28 protein-coding genes and 1 pseudogene are annotated in these 15,516 nt (G+C 68.6%); 22 read left to right on the forward strand and 7 right to left on the reverse strand.

Annotated features, from left to right (window positions below):
- Position 1: 1 nt before the first annotated feature.
- Entirely contained in the window at positions 2–415 is a 414-nt protein-coding gene (locus AC08OV_RS04995) for a hypothetical protein (RefSeq protein WP_476619363.1), read from the reverse strand.
- A gap of 128 nt (positions 416–543) precedes the next feature.
- A complete protein-coding gene (locus tag AC08OV_RS05000; protein ID WP_476613803.1) occupies positions 544–1,614 on the reverse strand; it encodes a hypothetical protein in 1,071 nt (356 codons plus the stop codon).
- 132 nt (positions 1,615–1,746) lie between these two features.
- Here AC08OV_RS05000 and AC08OV_RS05005 point away from each other — a divergent pair, with 132 nt between their 5' ends.
- The 21 genes from AC08OV_RS05005 (at position 1,747) to AC08OV_RS05105 (ending at position 12,251) form a co-directional block, all read left to right on the forward strand.
- On the forward strand, positions 1,747–3,960 hold the full coding sequence (locus tag AC08OV_RS05005) for a hypothetical protein (protein ID WP_476613802.1): 2,214 nt from the start codon (positions 1,747–1,749) through the stop codon (positions 3,958–3,960).
- A gap of 1 nt (position 3,961) precedes the next feature.
- Positions 3,962–4,261 (forward strand): YggT family protein, encoded by a 300-nt coding sequence (locus tag AC08OV_RS05010; protein WP_476613801.1) that lies wholly within the window; start codon positions 3,962–3,964, stop codon positions 4,259–4,261.
- A gap of 53 nt (positions 4,262–4,314) precedes the next feature.
- Complete coding sequence (locus tag AC08OV_RS05015; RefSeq protein ID WP_476613800.1) at positions 4,315–4,560, forward strand: hypothetical protein; 246 nt, start codon at positions 4,315–4,317, stop codon at positions 4,558–4,560.
- 267 nt (positions 4,561–4,827) lie between these two features.
- Positions 4,828–5,151, forward strand: coding sequence for a hypothetical protein (locus AC08OV_RS05020; RefSeq protein ID WP_476613799.1), 324 nt, complete (start codon positions 4,828–4,830; stop codon positions 5,149–5,151).
- A 3-nt stretch (positions 5,152–5,154) separates the two neighbouring features.
- Complete coding sequence (locus tag AC08OV_RS05025; protein WP_476613798.1) at positions 5,155–5,394, forward strand: hypothetical protein; 240 nt, start codon at positions 5,155–5,157, stop codon at positions 5,392–5,394.
- A 2-nt stretch (positions 5,395–5,396) separates the two neighbouring features.
- Complete coding sequence (locus tag AC08OV_RS05030) at positions 5,397–5,864, forward strand: hypothetical protein (RefSeq protein WP_476613797.1); 468 nt, start codon at positions 5,397–5,399, stop codon at positions 5,862–5,864.
- Positions 5,864–6,004, forward strand: a complete 141-nt coding sequence (locus AC08OV_RS05035; protein ID WP_476613796.1) for a hypothetical protein — start codon at positions 5,864–5,866, stop codon at positions 6,002–6,004. The genes AC08OV_RS05030 and AC08OV_RS05035 overlap by 1 nt, the downstream gene beginning before the upstream one ends.
- Entirely contained in the window at positions 6,004–6,312 is a 309-nt protein-coding gene (locus AC08OV_RS05040; RefSeq protein WP_476613795.1) for a hypothetical protein, read from the forward strand. The genes AC08OV_RS05035 and AC08OV_RS05040 overlap by 1 nt, the downstream gene beginning before the upstream one ends.
- Positions 6,313–6,585: 273 nt before the next feature.
- Positions 6,586–6,762: a hypothetical protein gene (locus tag AC08OV_RS05045; protein ID WP_476613794.1), complete on the forward strand. Its 177-nt coding sequence runs from the start codon at positions 6,586–6,588 to the stop codon at positions 6,760–6,762.
- A gap of 60 nt (positions 6,763–6,822) precedes the next feature.
- The gene (locus AC08OV_RS05050) at positions 6,823–7,182 is read left to right on the forward strand and encodes a hypothetical protein (protein ID WP_476613793.1); all 360 of its coding nucleotides are present in this window, start codon (positions 6,823–6,825) and stop codon (positions 7,180–7,182) included.
- Between the two features lie 113 nt (positions 7,183–7,295).
- Positions 7,296–7,469: a hypothetical protein gene (locus AC08OV_RS05055; RefSeq protein WP_476619364.1), complete on the forward strand. Its 174-nt coding sequence runs from the start codon at positions 7,296–7,298 to the stop codon at positions 7,467–7,469.
- A 332-nt stretch (positions 7,470–7,801) separates the two neighbouring features.
- A complete protein-coding gene (locus AC08OV_RS05060; protein ID WP_476613792.1) occupies positions 7,802–7,954 on the forward strand; it encodes a hypothetical protein in 153 nt (50 codons plus the stop codon).
- 5 nt (positions 7,955–7,959) lie between these two features.
- A complete protein-coding gene (locus tag AC08OV_RS05065; protein WP_476613791.1) occupies positions 7,960–8,151 on the forward strand; it encodes a hypothetical protein in 192 nt (63 codons plus the stop codon).
- 33 nt (positions 8,152–8,184) lie between these two features.
- Positions 8,185–8,619 carry an NUDIX domain-containing protein gene (locus AC08OV_RS05070; protein WP_476613790.1) on the forward strand — a complete coding sequence of 145 codons (435 nt, stop codon included), beginning with the start codon at positions 8,185–8,187 and terminating at the stop codon, positions 8,617–8,619.
- An 80-nt stretch (positions 8,620–8,699) separates the two neighbouring features.
- Positions 8,700–9,029: a hypothetical protein gene (locus tag AC08OV_RS05075; protein ID WP_476619365.1), complete on the forward strand. Its 330-nt coding sequence runs from the start codon at positions 8,700–8,702 to the stop codon at positions 9,027–9,029.
- A 100-nt stretch (positions 9,030–9,129) separates the two neighbouring features.
- On the forward strand, positions 9,130–9,603 hold the full coding sequence (locus tag AC08OV_RS05080; RefSeq protein ID WP_476613788.1) for a hypothetical protein: 474 nt from the start codon (positions 9,130–9,132) through the stop codon (positions 9,601–9,603).
- Between the two features lie 19 nt (positions 9,604–9,622).
- Complete coding sequence (locus AC08OV_RS05085) at positions 9,623–9,928, forward strand: hypothetical protein (RefSeq protein WP_476613787.1); 306 nt, start codon at positions 9,623–9,625, stop codon at positions 9,926–9,928.
- 167 nt (positions 9,929–10,095) lie between these two features.
- The gene (locus AC08OV_RS05090) at positions 10,096–10,437 is read left to right on the forward strand and encodes a hypothetical protein (RefSeq protein WP_476613786.1); all 342 of its coding nucleotides are present in this window, start codon (positions 10,096–10,098) and stop codon (positions 10,435–10,437) included.
- A gap of 218 nt (positions 10,438–10,655) precedes the next feature.
- Positions 10,656–11,438 carry a glycosyltransferase gene (locus AC08OV_RS05095; protein WP_476613785.1) on the forward strand — a complete coding sequence of 261 codons (783 nt, stop codon included), beginning with the start codon at positions 10,656–10,658 and terminating at the stop codon, positions 11,436–11,438.
- Complete coding sequence (locus tag AC08OV_RS05100) at positions 11,425–11,658, forward strand: hypothetical protein (protein WP_476613784.1); 234 nt, start codon at positions 11,425–11,427, stop codon at positions 11,656–11,658. The genes AC08OV_RS05095 and AC08OV_RS05100 overlap by 14 nt, the downstream gene beginning before the upstream one ends.
- Entirely contained in the window at positions 11,655–12,251 is a 597-nt protein-coding gene (locus AC08OV_RS05105) for a glycosyltransferase family 2 protein (RefSeq protein ID WP_476613783.1), read from the forward strand. Before AC08OV_RS05100 ends, AC08OV_RS05105 begins: the two co-directional genes overlap by 4 nt.
- Before the next feature lie 10 nt (positions 12,252–12,261).
- On the opposite strand, the gene AC08OV_RS05110 is transcribed toward AC08OV_RS05105, so the two are convergent.
- From AC08OV_RS05110 to AC08OV_RS05125, 4 genes are all read right to left on the reverse strand, one after another.
- The gene (locus tag AC08OV_RS05110) at positions 12,262–13,278 is read right to left on the reverse strand and encodes a hypothetical protein (RefSeq protein WP_476613782.1); all 1,017 of its coding nucleotides are present in this window, start codon (positions 13,276–13,278) and stop codon (positions 12,262–12,264) included.
- Positions 13,279–13,546: 268 nt separating this feature from the next.
- Complete coding sequence (locus AC08OV_RS05115) at positions 13,547–13,855, reverse strand: hypothetical protein (protein WP_476613781.1); 309 nt, start codon at positions 13,853–13,855, stop codon at positions 13,547–13,549.
- Entirely contained in the window at positions 13,852–14,121 is a 270-nt protein-coding gene (locus tag AC08OV_RS05120; RefSeq protein WP_476613780.1) for a hypothetical protein, read from the reverse strand. Before AC08OV_RS05120 ends, AC08OV_RS05115 begins: the two co-directional genes overlap by 4 nt.
- 35 nt (positions 14,122–14,156) lie before the next feature.
- Positions 14,157–14,600 carry a hypothetical protein gene (locus AC08OV_RS05125; RefSeq protein WP_476613779.1) on the reverse strand — a complete coding sequence of 148 codons (444 nt, stop codon included), beginning with the start codon at positions 14,598–14,600 and terminating at the stop codon, positions 14,157–14,159.
- A 180-nt stretch (positions 14,601–14,780) separates the two neighbouring features.
- On the opposite strand from AC08OV_RS05125, the gene AC08OV_RS05130 reads away from it, so the two are divergent.
- The gene (locus AC08OV_RS05130) at positions 14,781–15,059 is read left to right on the forward strand and encodes a hypothetical protein (protein WP_476613778.1); all 279 of its coding nucleotides are present in this window, start codon (positions 14,781–14,783) and stop codon (positions 15,057–15,059) included.
- Positions 15,060–15,320: 261 nt separating this feature from the next.
- Here the strand turns inward: AC08OV_RS05130 and AC08OV_RS05135 are convergent.
- Positions 15,321–15,516: pseudogene (locus AC08OV_RS05135) on the reverse strand (ISAs1 family transposase); the annotation flags it as partial.

Here is a 15,516-nt window from a genome sequence, read left to right on the forward strand (position 1 = left end):
GTCAGACGGGGGTTTCCGCCATCGCGGCGCGGATCTTCGCTTCGATCCGCTCCCACGGGGAAGCGTGAGGGGCGAGCCACGTGCACTGTTCGATCTCGTCCAGCGCTTCGGCGTACTCGCCCGCGCAGTAGTGGTCGAGCGCGGCGCGGTTCCGCTCCCCGGCCTCCGCCTTGCGCTCCGCTTCGATCTCCTGGGGGAACTTCGCGGGCCCGACGGTGAGCACTTCCGGATGGGCTTCGATGTAGGCGACCACCCAGTCCCACTCTTCGCGGGTGGCGTCCGGGATGTGGCCTTCGACCACGTACCGGGCCGCGTCCGACGGGCCCATGCCTCGGATGGTGCAGTGCGGGCCGCCGTACCGGGCGGCATGGTCGCCGATCTCGCGGATTATCCGGCGTTCACGCTGAACGTCCATGGATCAGGTCCTCTCGGGGGTGGGGATGCCACCCCGCACGCTGGCGGGGCGGCCGGGTGGGCGGCCAGAACGGCGGTTCGGTCTCGTCGCGGTCGTCCTGGCCAATCGAGGGCTGGCAGGGATGCCGTTCATGAGGTCATCCCAAGCCCGGTCAGCTCCGTCTCGTTCGAGGAGGCGACCCGGTAGCGCACGGCCTTGCCGCGCACTCCCTTGCCGTCGCTGACGATGCCCGGCGCCAGCCGGTCGAGCTCGCGCCGAGCGCGTTCGACGTCGTCGGGCTCACCGCGGCCGTACTTCCACGCCGCGACCTCGGCCGCGGTGACGCCGTCCGGGCTTCCGGCGACGAACTCCAGCACGCTGCGTGGCGCCAGAGCGTCCTCGACGCTGGCGGCGTCAACCTCGATCCCGCGTCCCAGTAGCCACAGCTGGGCCTCGAAGGGGTCATGGGTGCCGATCCGGTCGAACGCGATCCGCAGGGCGTCCGGGCCGGTGATCTGGCGCAGGAGAACGGTCTCCCGGTAGATGTCGATGGCTATCTTGGGATCAGTGATCCCCTCCCGCTGGGAAACCCGCCACGCGCCCAGGGTCTCCCTAGTTGCCACGCCGGGCCGCCATCGCTTACCGAAGTCCTTGAGTTTGAGCCCCTGGAATCGCAGTCCGGCATCTATGCGTCGCCACCGCCGCAAGAATGCGAGGGTTATCTCCAAGAGCGCTGGGCCGGAGATCGACATGATCGGGAAGAAAAATTCATCCCACTTCGCGCCGGTGGTCGTCCCGTAGCCGTAGTTGATGCCTGCGCTGACCAGGGCGATGGACCAGGCAACGACGTGGAAGGCTCCGCCGTGCTCCCCTCGGAGTGCGGCGATGGTAACCATCCCGACCCCCACCACGGCGGTGGCGTCGAGGGCAACAATCGGTAGCCAGGCGACCCAGATCGCGAGCCCGAGGCCGTCGATTTTTGCGTGAGCCCACTCGAATAGGTGGATACCGGACAGCGCCGTCGGGGTGACGATGACGACCGCGAGGGCCACGGCGACAGCTCGCCACAGCTTCTCCGTCATCGACAGCGCCGGGCCCCTCCTGGCTTTCTTGCCGACGACGCCTTCCGCCGTGGTCATGACCGTAGGCTCCCGTAGTCCTACGTCCTTCTCATCCGCCACGGCCGCGAGGGCCGGGCCGGTGCCGTTGGTGCCGCTCATGCTCTGCCCTTCCTGGCTGTTCGGTTCTGTCACCGCCATCTTCACATTTCCATTTTACATCACTCGTAGGCGTGTGTAGGCTTGTATGCATGACACGCCAACGGCACCGGCCACAGGGATGGGGGGACACGCATGGGATCGGCTAAGCAGCACCCGGCCAAGCGTCGGCCCCTCTCGGCGTACGAGAACGGCGACCCGCGCAAGTGGGTCGCCGGTACTTGGCGCCTAACCCTCGGGACGGCTCGCGTCACAGCCACTGGGCGACGGCGCTGGCAGTCCTGGGGGGACATCGCAACACCCGTAGCCGGTGCCGGCTCCCTCTACGTGCTGTCCGCCCTTGGGGCGGATCCCCTTGGCCCGCTCGGGCCCGGGGTCGAGTCCGACCTGCTTGACTTCAGTTCGCCCTGGCGCCTCACGGTCGCCGCGACCGGCCTGACGGTCGCGGGGCTCTACCAGCGCTCCGACGGCGCCCAGGGGCGTCGCGAGCGTCGGGCAGTCGAGAAGGCGTTCACAAAGCTCGGCCTCGGCGAGCCCCCGACGCTGCTGCATCCCGAGGGCAGGCCGGTACGGGTCGAGATGCCCGAGCCCACGAAGGCCGGCTCGCGCCTGGTCATGAAGATTCCGGATGGCCTCTCGGAAGAAGTCATGATGCGTCTGGCCCAGACGCTGTCCGGGCTCCTGCGCGGACGGGTCTCGGTGCGCCCGGTCTCGCCGCCGCCGAGTGCTGGCAAGCGCGTCATGACGAGGACGGTCGCGGTCGCTCGGCGAGCGACCCCGGGCGTGCCGAACGAGCCGGCTTCGGTCGCCAAGCAGCTCCTGTCCTACGGGCACGTAGAGCTGAACATCCGTCGTCGCGAGACCCTCGGTGAGACCGTGGTGTGGGAGCACCTGGCCGAGATCCGGGACCCGAATTTTGCGGGCCGTTCCGTTGCCGACCCATGGCATGTCGGCAACGACGAGAACGGAGAACCGGTACGCCAGACGGTTTTCCAGAAGAACAAGCTCTCCGGTGGGGAGCAAGGGTCAGGAAAGTCGACCGCTGAGCATGTCGACATCGCTGCCGTCAGTCTCGACCAGGCGGCCCGAATGTTCTTTATCGACCCGAGTGGTGGCGCCGAGTTCGGCTTCTGGGCGCCCCTCGCGGAGGGCGGCGAGGCCGGCACTGCCTGGACCGCTATCGATGCGCTACTTCTTCTGCGACGTCTGCACGCGGAGGGTATGGCGACGCTGGAGGCGATGGCCGGATTGGCGGACGCCCGCGAGGCGGCCGGTCTCCCGCGTGCCAACGTCACCAGGGGAGAAGCGACCACGTGGATCTTCATTGATGAGCTGTTGGCGCTGACCAAGCATCCAAACAAAGACATCGCGAACGAGTTCGCGTTCCTACTCTTCGACATCATCGGCCGGTTGCGCAAGGTTGGCTACCACCTGGTGTGCTCAACCCTTAAGCCGTCCGGGGACGTCATCCCGACGTTCATCCGGGACCTGATCTCCCTCAAGCAGGTTTTCCGCTGCACGACGGTGGAAGCCTCCACCGCGGTTCTGGGCGACAAGGCCTGGGCGCAGCTCGGCTATGGTGGCCACAAGATCGAGATGGGGTCGCCGCAAGGCATCAACTACCTACTCGCCACCGAGAGCTACCCAGTACGTATGCGCAGCGCGTTCATCAACGACAAGCGCCGGCCCGGGGAACCAATGTCCGAGCGGGTCGAGGTGCTCAACGCCGCCCTGCGGCTGCGCGGATTGCCGGAGCGGACCGAGGTCGAGATGCTGGAGGCACCGAGTGCCGAGATTCTCGCGACGCTCGACCCGTCTCGGGTAGTGCTTGATGCGATCGAGGCGGTTCCGCAACAGCGCGCCGTGCTCACGAAGTCCACCCCCGAGATCGCCCCCGCTCCGGCGCCGAAGTCATCCGCTTCGGCGGCCAGGTCCGCCGCCAAGGCTCCGGCCGTCCAACCCATCGCGGGCTCTGGCCTGGACCCCGAGCTCATCGCCTCGGCTATCATGATCGTCGTCACGACCCAGGTCGCCACCTCCAAGCTCCTGGAGGCCAAACTCGGCACCGACTGGGACGAGACCTCGATGCTCTTGGCCGAGCTGGAGGAGCGCGGTGTTATCGCCACGGCCGAGGAGTCCGGCTCCTGGAGCGTTCTGGTGCCAGCCGAGGGGCTGGAGGACGTCCTGGCAAACGGCGGCCGACGTGCGGAGAAGTCCGCAGCGAACGAACCCGACCCCGGCGTGGCCGAGCGGGACTTCGTGAAGCGCCGCAAGCGTCGCCGCAACCGCCCCGCCCCCGATCGCGAGCCCGTGGGGGCCGCCGCGAGTTCCTCTGAGAACGGAGACTGACGTGCACATCGCCGCTCTTGTCGCCGGCATCGCACTGGCGACCTATGTCGGACTCCTCGTGATCCGCTGGGGCATCGACCTACTCGCCCGCCTGCGGGTACTGGCCAAGGTCCTGGAATCCAAGCACCGGATGGTCGCGCTCGGACTGGAGCTCGTCTACACGACCACGGATCCGGCGCTCAAGCCCCTGCGTAAGCGCATTCCGCCGCTAAGGCTCGGCTCGGTCGCGTTTGACATGAGTTTCGTCCTGCTGATCATCCTGATTTCGATCGCGAACGCCGGCCTGGGCAAGGTCGGCTGATGTTCGCCCGACACCCCCGACCCCGGCATCTTGGCTACGTGAAAGAGCTCCCTGTGACCGCGGACCCCGCGATCGTCCTCGACCTTGGCGCGCTGCGCGAGGAGGCCCTTGCTGATGCGCGGACGGTCTTTTTTGACCGCGAGCGCATCGACCTCTTCCTCGAGATCGCGGTGTCGGTGGAGCCTGACGATCGGGCGCCGATCCTGCGCGAGGTGATCGATGCCGTTCGTCGGAACCTGTCCCGCGGTAACCGTGCGCGCTACCTTGCGGCGGTCATCGCCGTAGCCCGAAAGCAGTAGGCCAAACTTTACGGAAAGGATGCTCATGACTTTGTCGCCAACCGGGAATCTGGCAGGGCGCGCCGAGCGGTCTTACCTTCAGCGTCAGCAGTCGTTTCGCGGTGGGTCCTGATGACCAGGAAGAAGCGGCGCCCCGCTTGCAAAAGCTGTGGGAGAACCATCAAGGTCGGGACGTTCTCGCGGCTGATCGGCCGCGACGAGCCCGAGCACTGCTGGAAATGCTTTACTCGCCTCGCGCCCGTCCGAGACCGTGAGGAGCCCGGCACGATGCGGGTCGCGCCCTGGACGGACCTGACGCCGATGCTCCGGACCGGCCGGATCGACAGCCCGCACGGCAAGCCGCTTCGCCCGGACCAGATCGCCGAACGGGCGGCCCGCCTGGCCCGCCTAAACTACCCGACCCCAGAGGAGCGGGAGGCCGACCGCCGAGCCGCGGTCCTCGCGATGCGAGGGCCTTCGAACCTGCCGGCCATTCAGAACATGCTCGCCGGCCTGCGCGCCGCCGGTCCCGAGGACGACGGAATGCCGAAGCCCGACGGCGGCGGCTCCTGGTCCGAGGTCGACCCCGCCGAACCCATTCGCGAGGTATGAATCATGAGCGAGTACTACCAGCCTCACGAGGTCGTGCGGTCCGACCTGGTCGACATGGCTTTCCGTACTGCCCAGTGGGCCGAAGAGGTGGCCGAAGCTCTCGGCTCCGGCCGCGTCGCGGCCGAGGCGTCCTCGGCCGCGATTGGCCACGCCCTCGGATGCGCCGCCGCGTCCCAGGCGTACAGCGCCCTGCTCGCCGCCTCCCGGCCCGGCGACTTCGCCGACGACGACTCGGAGGGGTGAAGATGCCGCACAGATCCGTGCATACCTACTTCGGCCTGTCGTACGCCAGCTACCAGGTCGTGCCCCGCGTGCTCGCGGAGGCCATGCCGACCGACTGGCAGGCCCGGTTTGTCGAGGTCATGGAAGAACTCGACGCCGCCTTCGCGGGCATTGACACCCCGCCCGGCTACGAGATCAAGCCGGCCGACTGGACATATGCGAGCGAACTCGACGAGGCGCAGCAGAAGCTGACGGGCATCTCAGTCGAGTTTGACTCCGGACGCGACAGCACCGTCTACCGTGACCGCGACGGCAGTGAACTGGAGGGTTACCAGTACATCGCGGTGCCGGTCCCGAACCCCCTGCCTCCTTACGGCTCGGTCGCTGCTCGTCGGATCATGCCCGACCTCGCGGCGATCGAGGCCGTGCGGCATGCGCGAAGCGACCAGGGCGAGTTCGTGGCCCGATGGTCGGCTGCGGGGTGGTCGTGATGTTCTGGGCTGCGCTGCTTGCCCTGGTGGCGTCGCTCGCCTCCGAGGTCTCGCTGGCGGCCGGTGCTCTGGCCTTCGTGGCTGGGGTGGTGGCCAGAGGAACCACGGTGTTCCGCCGGGTGCCCTGGAGGGGGCGGTGATGAGCCCGAGTCCGCGCGACGTCGCGCACATCATCGGCACCTCGATCCTGGCGCCGTTCGTCTCTCCGGTCCTCCCGGACGGTTCGGGCGACGACCAGGATCTACGGCGGCAGGTCCGTGGGGCGGCCCGCGGTGACGACCAGCGACTGTTCCCCTTGGTCGCGGCATCTGCCGCGATCGCGGCGGCCCGCGACTGGCGGGCCGGGGAACCCGTGGTCGAGCTGGAGGAGCTCGATGCCCCCGAGCCGCGTGAAGAACTCGAAGCCAGGCCCGGGACAGGCTGGCTCCCGGGCTACCCGACGCCCTGACACCGACACAAGTAATCAAGGAGGACTTCATGACACGGAAGCACTACTACTAGATGAACTACGGTTTCCAGACTCCGGATGGCCTTCATGGTGAAGGCGCAACCGAACTTTGGCTCCGGAATCCGGTTACGACCAGAGGTCAGGTGGGTGAAATGGGCGACCACATTTCTAAGGTCGCGTTCGGGGCCAGACTGATGTGATTGTCCACAGCTTCACGTTCCTGCGTGAGGAGTCGGACGAGTAAAAACGAGCCGAGGAACCAGGGGAGCCGATATGGCCAAACGGCGTGAGTATGTACTGTCCATGCCCCATGACGCGGACCTGTATGGCTACGGAGGCCCGGATGACGTGATGCGGGCACTCGAGTACGGAACCGGGATGTACGGGCAGATCCAGGTCAGCCCGATAACCGCATCCCGGGACTCCGAGGCATCCGAGGAGGGGCTGTAACCGATGGAAGAGAAAGAGAACGGGAAAGGAGCAGGAAGTGAAGAAGAAGGTGGAACGGCCGTGAGGGGTCGGCGTTCGGCCGCGGATCTGGCCGGGAGGCTCTGGGAGACGGATCTGGACTGCCAGACCGGCAACGAGCAGGCATGGGCAACCGGACGCCACCCGAGTCTGAGTCGCGCCGGGTGGCGGGCCGCAGGGTTGGACCGGGACCTGGGCCGGCTTCGTAACCGGCTGCGCAGCCAGGCGGGTGATCTCGCCGAGATTGAACTTGCATCGCTCGCCGAGATGGACGAGTCGGATGCAGTAACGGCCGCCGCAGCGTTGCGGGTCCTCGAATCCGACGCGCATCTGTACGACGCGGAAAGCCTTCAGCCGGGCGTGGAGCTTCCCGCGGTCGGCGTGTATGCGAGGAGGCCGTGATGGGTCTACCTGCCCAGGGTGGGTTCGTCCTGGCCGCAAGGTCTCCCCGTTCCGCGCGGCGAAGGAATTCCGAGTGGCAGACGACGACAAGAGTAAGGACGGAGAAAAGCCCCATGGCCGACCACGACGAGACTCAGCGGCTGCATGCCCAACTGAGAGAAGACGAAAAGCTCGCGCTCTCAGAGCGGGACACTGAACCGTGGGACTACCCCGGCGCGGTCGATACCAGCGCCCTCGCGAGTGCCCAGCGCCGCCGGAACCGCACCCGTCCAGGGCAGGCCCGCTGACCCTGGGGCACATCGGCGGCCGGACAGACGGGCCAGCGCCGGGCGGGAAACGTCCCTGTCCCACGTCCCACCCCCACCGGGCACCCGTCCAGGGCAGGCACGCTGCAAGGTGACCGCCGTCGCGGCGAACACGCCGACGCTTGGCGCAATCATTGGGATGCAGGGCGATGTACGGGTGAGCCTTCTGGCATCGGCGCTGGCGTTGGCTGACCGGGGGATGGTCGTGTTCCCCCTCATGGCCGCTGACAGACCCCATTCCGAAACCGGCGGGGAGCCTCACCGCTTCCCGCCGGATAACTCCCTACCCGCCGCCCTCGAAGGAGAGACATCTCATGGCGAAACGCGGATGGCTATTCACCGTCCGGACGAAGGACGGCAGCCCCGTCCCCGGCGGGCCGCTTATCAACCCGACCGGCGCCGACCAGGTGACGATCACCACCTGGTCCCAGCGCCGCCACACCCTGCTCACCCCCGAGGAGGACTGACACCCATGCGCCTACGCCCCATCCGCAGGGTCTCGCAGCGCGAGGCCGCTTCCGCCCGAGCCGACGGCCTGACGACCCTCGCCGACGTCCTGCAGGAGAACGACCGCGAGCACGCCGCCGGTTGCCACAGCCCGCTGTGCCGCGGCGGCTGCGCCGAGGTCACCCGCATCCGCTGGACCGCCGCCGGCTGGCGGTAACCCCCCGCCTCCACTAACCAGAGAGGATGATCAATGTCTGACGAGACCCGCGAGACGGCGCGGCTGACCGCCGACGTGGTCGCCCTGTCCGACCGCGGCGGCGTGCTGCACGTGTTGCTGATCCGCCGCGGCTGGTCGCCCTACGCCGGGGTGTGGGCGCTACCCGGCGGCCATGTGGACGCCGGGGAGCGCCCCGAGGACGCCGCCCGCCGCGAGCTGGTCGAGGAGACCGGGCTGGCCGTCGTCGACCTGCGCCTGGTCGGGGTGTACGCCGAGCCGGGCCGCGACCCGCGTGGCCGGTACGTCACCTGGGCCTACCGGGCCCGGATGGCCGGCACGCCCGCGCCGACTGCCGGCGACGATGCTGACGTCGCCCAGTGGGTGCCGGTCGAACACGCCCTGGGCGAGGGCCTGGCTTTCGACCATCAACAGATCGTTGCCGACGCTCTTTCTGCGACCCGTTTCTGATGGCCGTCGGCGCCTGCCTCTCCTGCTGCGGGGCCTTCGTGCCCTCGGGCGCGTGGCACCTCGACAACGACGGGTCCGCGATGCGGAACACGGCATGCTCGTGTGGCCGGATGCAGTCGGCGCAATACGCCGACTGGACCGACGCCGTCTTCGGCGACCAGGACCCGTATTCCACGAAGCTCGTGGATCGGTCACTGCGGATCGGCCCTGAGGGCCGCGACGTCTGCGTGGTGGCGACCGAGGGGCCGGAACCACGCTTCCTCGACCTCCCGACCTTGCGGGAGCACTGGACGCGCGAGCCGTATCTGCGTGCCGACGAGGGCGGTCCATTTACCCCGGACTCCGAGGGAGACGACCTCGCGCCAGCCAGCCACTTCTACATGTTCAACATCCCGGAGCCGCGGCCATGAACATGAAGTTGTTCGGCAGTCGGGCCAAGACGCTGCGGCGCGTCATCCAGTGCCAGGCGTGTCGCTACGCGGCCACACTGGGTCATGTGGTGGAGGGGTGATGGCGAGACTTTCGTCCGCTTACCGCGCCTACCACAACGGTCCCGGGTGGCGCGCGGCGAAGGCGCGTTACTGGCAGCACCGGTTCACCCTGAAGAGCTGCGTGGTGTGCGGTGCTCGCCGCAGCGAACGCCCGCTGGACATGCACGAGCTGCTCTACCGCACCCGCGGTGCGGGACGAAACAAGGTGATGATCGACCCGCCGTGGTGGGGGATCGTCCCGGCCTGCGCGCACCCCTGCCACCGCTGGCTGATCACGCCGCTCTCGCGCTATCGCTGGATCCGCTGGATCCTGCTCGCCGCCCTGTTCGGCCTGGCGGTCTGGGCGGGCTCATCGATCCTGTGGACCGCCGTCGCAGTCGGCGCGGTCCTGGCGCTGCCGCGGATCCCCGAGACAACGCTGCTGCTGTTCCTGCTCGGGCTCCCGTTCCGGATGATTCGAGCTCTCGCTCGGAGGGGGCGCCGGAGAACATGAAATCGATCAAGGAGGAGTTGTGATCGGCGATTTCGCGATCGCGTACCTGCGGCGCCGGGGGCGGACCGACCTGGCCGCCGCGAGTACGCTGCCCCGCGGAACGGGTGGGCGCATCGCCCGCGCGGCCGGGCGGACCGGCCGGGTTGCGGCCCGGGTCGGGCCCGTGCTGCTCGCCGCGGTACTGGAGGAGGTCGAGCGGGGGAACCGTCTGTCGCCGGCATCGGCTCGCCTGTCTGAACGGCGCCGCGCTGGCGAAGTTCTCTGGCTGGTCCTGGACCTCGCGCACGCCCGTCGGCGGCGCACGCCCGCCGACGGGGCGGCATGACGACCCTGGCCGCCGCGTCTGGCCAGCGTCGCGTCCGTGATCCGGACAGCGACCTTGTGGTCGTGGTCGGGGGTGTCCCGGTACGGTTTCGTCGTGGCACTCCGGCCCTACACCATCACACCCCTACACCTCCGCCTACACGCCACCGCTGCCCGTGGAGGTGCGTCGTGACGCCCAAAGGTGCCAGGATCGCCGCGGGGCCGGGGGAGCCCGCGGAGCCCCCGGGCGCTGCCTGTCGCGGGGGCAAACGGCGGGTGTTTGCCGAACCAGTCGCGGCCTGGATCGGGGCCGGGACGGACAGGTGGTGGCGGGTGCGCCTGGAGGGCATTCCGCCGGCTGGGCCGGACACCAGCGCAGACCGGCGCCGGACCCTGACGGCGATCCGTAACGCCTGGATGCGGGAGATCCGCCGTCAGAAGGAGGCCGGCGTACTTGTGGGGGAGTACACCTCGCAGATCGTCACGGAGGACGATGGTACGGAGTTCCTCACGTGGGGTCCCGCTTTCTAGCGGCCATTGGCGCGCCTGCCACATTGTGGTGATAGATATCGCTACTCTCGCGGTCCGTGAGGATCTTCGGATGGGCGGCGGACGGCTCGGCCTGCGGGTACTACCGCCTTGGACTCCCTCTCACGGCACTGCGAGCCCTTGGGTACACCACCCATGTTTCGACGGTTCTACGCCCCGAATGGGCCGACGCTGACGTCATCGTGGGGCAACGAGTCTGCATGCCGGGGCCGTCGCAGACCTGGCAGCGCATGGCGACCGAGGGGCGGACGCTTGTCTACGAGATCGACGACGACCTGTTCCACGTCCACCCCACCAACCGGTCCGCAGCGGCGGTTTTCTCCCGGCTCGACGTCCAGGAGCGCATCCGGGCCAACGCGGCGGCGGCTTCGCTCGTCACCGTGACGACCGAGCCGCTCGCCGCGGTGATGCGCAAGCACAACCCGAACGTGGCCGTCCTACCCAACTGCGTCCCCGAGGCGCTGTTGACCCGCGACCGGCCGCGCCGCGCGCAAACCACCGTCGGGTGGGCGGGCTCGGCTACCCACGAGATGGATCTCGCAGAGGTCGCCGGCCCGCTGCGGCAGTTCCTGCGCCGCAATCCTGAGGCGGCCTGCCACCTGATGGGCACCGATTACCGGTCGAGGATGCACCTGCCAGCCGGTCGCGCCCGGTTCACTCCGTGGGTCGGGTCGGTCGCAGACTACCACCGGATGATCGACTTCGACGTCGGGCTCGCGCCGTTACGGCACCTGGAACTCGCGTCTCTCGGTATCCCGGTTGTGGCCAGTGACTACGGCCCGTACACCGATTTCGTCCGCGACGGCGAGACCGGGTTCCTCATCCGCCGCGACCACGAGCGGGGTCTCCGGTTGCGTGACTTCGTCGCGGACCCCGCGATGCGAGAGGAGATGGGCATCAAGGCCCGCGCGCTCGCCGCCGGCTACACCGTCGAGGGGAACGTGGCGGCGTGGGAGGGCGCCTACCGCCGTGCCCGGTCCTGACGACCGGCCAACGCCAGCACGGTGGCGACGCGGGCGGCGTACGCCCGTACCGCCACCCGGATCGGACCGTGACATCTACCGGGCCGCGCTGCACCTCGCCTGCGGGGCCCACGGGCTCGGGGTCGGACCGGCCGACCTCACCGAGGCGCTCCAGATGCTCGGGCTTGACCACGAGAACATCCGGGACGGCCGGGAGGAGCTGGAGATGAGGCGACCGTGAGTGCCGGCGTCACGATGGTGATCCCCACGACGCCGTTCCGGCCGCGGCGCTACCTCGCCCGTGCGGTGGCCTCCGTCATGGCCCAGACGACGCTGCCGTCCGCCGCGCTGGTCGAGCTCGACCGGGACGGCGCGGGGCCGGGGCCGACCCGCCAGCGCGGTCTCAATACGGTCACCACCGAGTACGTCGCATTCCTCGACGGTGACGACGAGCTGCTGCCGCGCCACATCGAGACCTGTCTCGCCGCCGCACTGCGTACCGGCGCTGACCTGATCTATCCGGCGTGCCTGCGGGTCCATGAGGCGACCGGCAACGTCGACGTCGACCCGTTCGAGGTGCTGGGGCAGCCGTTCAGCCCGGATCGGCTACGGCGCGGCAACCACATCCCGATCACCGTACTGGCGCGGGCCGGGTCTCTGCGGGACGCCGGAGGATTCCTGGGGAACCCTTGTACCAGCTCCAGCTCGCGCGAGGATCGGGGACTGTGGCTGCGCCTGCTCGATGCGGGCGGGATTTTCGCTCCAGTAGACGAGGTGACGTGGCGCTACCACGTCCACGGCGGCAACTACGGTGGGCGCCGCACGAGCGGGTAGCGCCACCCCGTCAGGCCGCGAAGCCCCACTCCCGCGTCTGGCCGACCAGATCCCGGAACTCGCCGGGCGCCTGCCGCTCCAACTTCGCGACCGTCCGGACCGCCCAGGCGGACGGGCGAGCCCCGGCAGCCATCACCCCGTCGTGCGCCCAGATCTGCGCCTCGTTCACGTTCCCGACCCCGACCGCGGCGCTGGCCCGCAGGAGTGAGACGAACGCCCGTAGACCGGCTGGCGAGGATTCGTCCAGGAGGCTCGCGGCCTCCTGGAGGCGCGGCGCGGCCTCGTCATGCATTCCGGCCGCGACAAGTGCCCCTCCGCCGTAGATCTTCAGATTCAGCGGATGGTAGGTCCCCAGTGGGTAGCCGGGGGACCCCCAGGCGTGGGATGAGAGTCTGGCGTGCGCCTCCTCGGCGGCCGTGACGGCGTCCAGAGCCGTGTAGGCGTCTCCGATGCTCGCAGCGGCCATCGCCTCCTCGAGCAGCGCCCCGACTCCCGACGGAGAACCGCCCGCCAGCGACCGGGCGCGACGTGCCGCACGCAGCGCATCCTGATGGCGATTGAGCTGCCGCAACGCCCCCGCCACGACCCCCAGCGCGTGCCCGGCCGTCTGGGCGTCGCCCGTCTCGACCGCCAGCGAGCTGGCGAGATGCGCGGTCCGAGACGCCCGGGCGTGGTCGCCCGCCTGTGTCGAGGCAGTGGCATGCATGGTCATGACGCCACCGTAGATCGCCTTGACATCCTGAAGCCGTCTGGTCGAAAGTCCGCCGGTCAGGAGCGCCGCCAGGTTGCGTTCGGCGCCCTTGAGTGCCGTCGTCGCCTTGCGCGGGTCGAGGGTGTAGTAGGACTCGGCGAGGGCCTGGATCGTCCGGCCGACTGATTCGATCATCACGATCGGGACGTCTGTCCGCGGCATCACCGGGATTCCCGCCTCGATAGCGGCAGCGCCCGTGACGCCGGCCAGGAGTAGGTGCGCGAGGCGGCGGCGATCGATCGGAAAAGGGGCAGGTTGGGGCAGGGCATGGTCCATCGGGCTGTCCTCCGCAGGTTGGCCGTCGGACCGAGTGTCGCCGGAAACGGGGGAAAGGTCGACCCTCCGTGGTCTCTCCGCATGGCGCGATACTCCACCAAGCGAAAGCACCCTGTCACGCATTCGTGCCACAAGGAGACGACGCCCCGCGCGCTGACCTGCGGAGGACCACGGGCGCGGGGCGTCGAATTCCAGCGTACGACTCTGGCCGGCTGGTTACGCAGTGATCGTCATGTCCGCGTGATGCGGCAGCTCTATGGACCGGCCGTCACCGAGGTCGGTCCGGACCTGTTCCACTGCCCCGACAGCTCCGCCGCGGACGACGTAGGCCCGAAGCGTCCTCGGGATCGGTGACGTCGTGGCGTTTGAACCACGCCGAGACCACGATGCCGCCCGCGGCGTAGAACGTCGCCATACCCGGGTCGTCGGACCACCAGGCCCCGAAGGATGTCCAGCCGTCCTGTGCCATCTCGGTAAACAGGTCCTCGGTAGTGGCATAGGCCCGGCCGTGTTGGTCGCAACCCGAGTAGTCGCTGACGCCGCGGTACAGTAGCACCGCGTCTGCGCGGTTTCTCACAGGGGGTCGTCGTCGGAGAACAGGACGATCGGCCGCCCCGGACGCTCCGGGAGGCGCGTGCAGCGACCGACGTACTCGACCTCTGGAACGCTGCTGGGGGGGAACTCGCCGACGCCCCCGTACTGGACGTAGCCGAACTCCTGGCCGCGGCAGATCTCTTCCTGGCCACGGAGGATGAAGATGTCGCCTGAGTGCAGGTCCCGAGTCGAGACCATCTGGCCGTTGCGGCCAAAGACCTCGTCGATCTGGGTGGGCTCCCGCCGCATGGTGTACCTCCTGGAAAAGGGGTTGGTGCTGGCGCCTATGCCCACGTGACCGTCAGCCCGTAGGCGTGGGCGGTTTCGGCAAGGCCGTGGAGTCGGGCCAGGGTGTCCTGGAGGTAACCAGCGCGTCGTCCGCAGTCCACCCAGCGAGCGCCCCGCGAGCCGCGTGACTCGACGTCCGGCAGCCCCTCGTCATGAGGGGAGAGCTCCAGAGCGACGAGAACGCGGCCGATGAAGAGTCCCGCGCTTGCCTCGCCGACGGCGTTGTCGAAGGGCTCGAAGGGGTCGCGGGCCAGTCCGCTGACGCCGGTGGGGTAGCCGAGCGCGTCAAGGACCGCGCAGGCGTTGGCATTATTGACCTCGACCGGTTCGATGGGGGCGGCGTAGATCTCCTCCAGGATGCCGCCCTCGTAGGCGATGCAGGTTGAGTCGGTGCAGGTCGCGGCGTGCTCCCGCTCGATCCGAAGGATCGGGGTGCCCATCGGTCAGGTGCGCAAATCGCGCCGTTGCCCGTCGCAGCAGACCATTCGGTAGCCGGTGACGGCGGCGGTGGCGGTGAAGGTGACGCCCACTGCGACCTCCTGGGATCTTATCCTGCGCTGACTTCTCGATTGTAAATGGCCATGTGAAGAATCGTCAAATGGCCATGTTAAGATGGGGTCGTGGCCGAACCCGACGACGAGCTATCCAGACTGATAGGAGCGGTCCATGCCGCGCGAGAGCGCGAGGAGGCCGCACGCCAGGAAGCTCACCTGGACTACTGCCGGGCCATCCGGCGGCTCGTTCAATACGAGGAGCTCCATCGGGGGAATCGGGGCGCCCAGTCCCGTGTGGCCCGCCACCTCGGGATGTCGGCCCAGAACGTGACCGCCATGCTCAAGCAGCTTCGGCAGGTTGAACTCGCGTCACCCGGGACCGAGCCGTCGCCCATCGGGGTATAAGATGGGAGGATCGTCTGCCCTATGGGCACTCCACTTTCCGGCTGCGGGCCGCACTGCGAGACACGCCCCGGTGGCCTCACTCGTCACCACCATTGCCCCGAGTGCCACCCGGGCGACAGCGAGTTCTTTGTACCTGAGGCTCCCGTGCCCGGCGCGGCCCCGTGGGTACTTCCCGTCGTCGGGAGTCTCGTGGGCCTCGGCTGCCTCACCGCCGTAACGCTCAGCCAGGGCTCCGGCGTGATCGCGGTCTGACCGGTTTTGTCAGGGAAAGCCGTGGAGATCGAGTGCGGCGGTCGGGGTGGTGTGGTCACGGCGGCCGGGTGGGATGAACCGGTATCCCGCCCGACGCAGCCTGTTGATCACAGCGGAGCGGAGGGTCGCGAGGTTGGCCGGGATGTTGCCGGTGCGCAGGGTCGAGGCATCCTCGCCGAACGACACGTCACGGACGTAGTGGACC

Source organism: Frankia sp. CeTa3Moorea, assembly GCF_978021225.1.